Here is a 1,148-nt window from a genome sequence, read left to right as displayed (position 1 = left end):
ACTCACTGTTCAAAGCCGAACTGATCCGCAACAAGGGACCCTGGCGAGGCATCGACGACGTCGAGATCGCCGTCGCCGAGTACATCGACTGGTTCAACCACCGACGCCTACACGGCGAACTCGGCCTGGTCCCACCAGTCGAGTACGAACAGGCCCACGCCGGCCGCGCTACCGCCCCGACACCCGTCGAGGCGTGACAACCCGGTCTCCATCAAACCCGGGGCTTGACACTTCGGTGGACCCCGGCGCTTCGCGCCATGCCCGCCGCCGCCCTATCTCGGTGACCCCGTGGCCTTCCAACTCCTCAAGGAAGGCCGGCAGTTCCTTGAGGAGGCGCTTGGCTCGGGCAGTGGGTTCCAGGCTCAGCATCCAGCCCCCCTCAAGGCCTGGAACGGTCCACCGCTCGTCGCGCCCGTTCACAAGCTTCCAGAGCTGAACGCTGTCGGAGTCGGCCGCGGCCGTCACCTCCACGGCAGCGAATGTTCCGTCAGCAGTGATGATGTTCAGGTCGTGCATACCGGGCTGCTTGCCGTCGTCGTGCTGCCTGACCTTCAAGCGCAGCGTCGTCGTGATCGTGGCCGCAGCCACCTTCTCTTCAGCTCGCAGTTCAGGCATGCGGCCACTGTGTCTGTGGGCGGCGCCTAACGTCTCGTCCTGACCCGTTGACCGGTGACCCGATGCGCAGCGCCGTTGGGTGGTTGCAGCTCATAGGGTCCGCTGGGCAGTCCGTCCCTGGTGGGTGTCGGCGTAGTTCACCCCCGACGCGCTGACCCGGTACAGCTGCTCACCGTCCCCGTGGGTGGGGTCGGGCAGGTCGACGACGTCGAGGACCTCGGGGCCGCCGAAGCGGGTGATCTGCACAGCTCGCATGCGCTCGAGGCCAGGGCGGCGACGGATGCGGGTGTCGGCCGGTCTGGCTGGTGCACGTCTCCACGCCGCGGGCGACGCGCGCTGAGGGCCCGCGCGGGCCAGGGGGACTGCTGCACGGATAGGTGACAGTCGGGGTCACGCGGCTTGTGTGGCCGGTGTGGTGATGATGGACTCGAACTCGATGGGGGTCAACCGACCCAGGCCGGCTTGCCTTCGTCGGCGGTGGTAGGTCCGTTCGATCCAGGTGACGATCGCGATACGCAGCTGCTGGCGGGTGC

The 1,148-nt window shown here is 67.5% G+C and carries 3 protein-coding genes and 1 pseudogene; 1 reads left to right on the top strand and 3 read right to left on the bottom strand.

The features are described 5' to 3' along the window. On the top strand, positions 1–197 hold a 197-nt coding region (locus TEK04_RS21185), incomplete at its 5' end, for an IS3 family transposase (RefSeq protein WP_336406354.1). Here the strand turns inward: TEK04_RS21185 and TEK04_RS21180 are convergent. The 3 genes and pseudogenes from TEK04_RS21180 to TEK04_RS21170 form a co-directional block, all read right to left on the bottom strand. Next, the gene (locus TEK04_RS21180) at positions 169–615 is read right to left on the bottom strand and encodes a hypothetical protein (protein ID WP_336406353.1); all 447 of its coding nucleotides are present in this window, start codon (positions 613–615) and stop codon (positions 169–171) included. The two genes, TEK04_RS21185 and TEK04_RS21180, sit on opposite strands and share 29 nt — an antisense overlap. Before the next feature lie 90 nt (positions 616–705). Then, positions 706–870 carry a Zn-dependent oxidoreductase gene (locus TEK04_RS21175; RefSeq protein WP_336406352.1) on the bottom strand — a complete coding sequence of 55 codons (165 nt, stop codon included), beginning with the start codon at positions 868–870 and terminating at the stop codon, positions 706–708. A 135-nt stretch (positions 871–1,005) separates the two neighbouring features. Next, positions 1,006–1,148, bottom strand: a pseudogene (locus TEK04_RS21170) (IS3 family transposase); the annotation flags it as partial.

The sequence above is a fragment of the Klenkia sesuvii genome (assembly GCF_037083825.1).
Lineage (GTDB): Bacteria > Actinomycetota > Actinomycetes > Mycobacteriales > Geodermatophilaceae > Klenkia > Klenkia sesuvii.
Note: the sequence above shows the minus strand (reverse complement) of the source record. Positions and strands in the feature narration are given on the sequence as shown.

Excerpts from the sequence above, each read along its gene's own strand:
- TEK04_RS21180 (WP_336406353.1), bottom strand. The coding sequence starts at position 615 with ATGCCTGAACTGCGAGCTGAAGAGAAGGTGGCTGCGGCCACGATCACG.
- TEK04_RS21175 (WP_336406352.1), bottom strand. The coding sequence starts at position 870 with ATGCGAGCTGTGCAGATCACCCGCTTCGGCGGCCCCGAGGTCCTCGAC.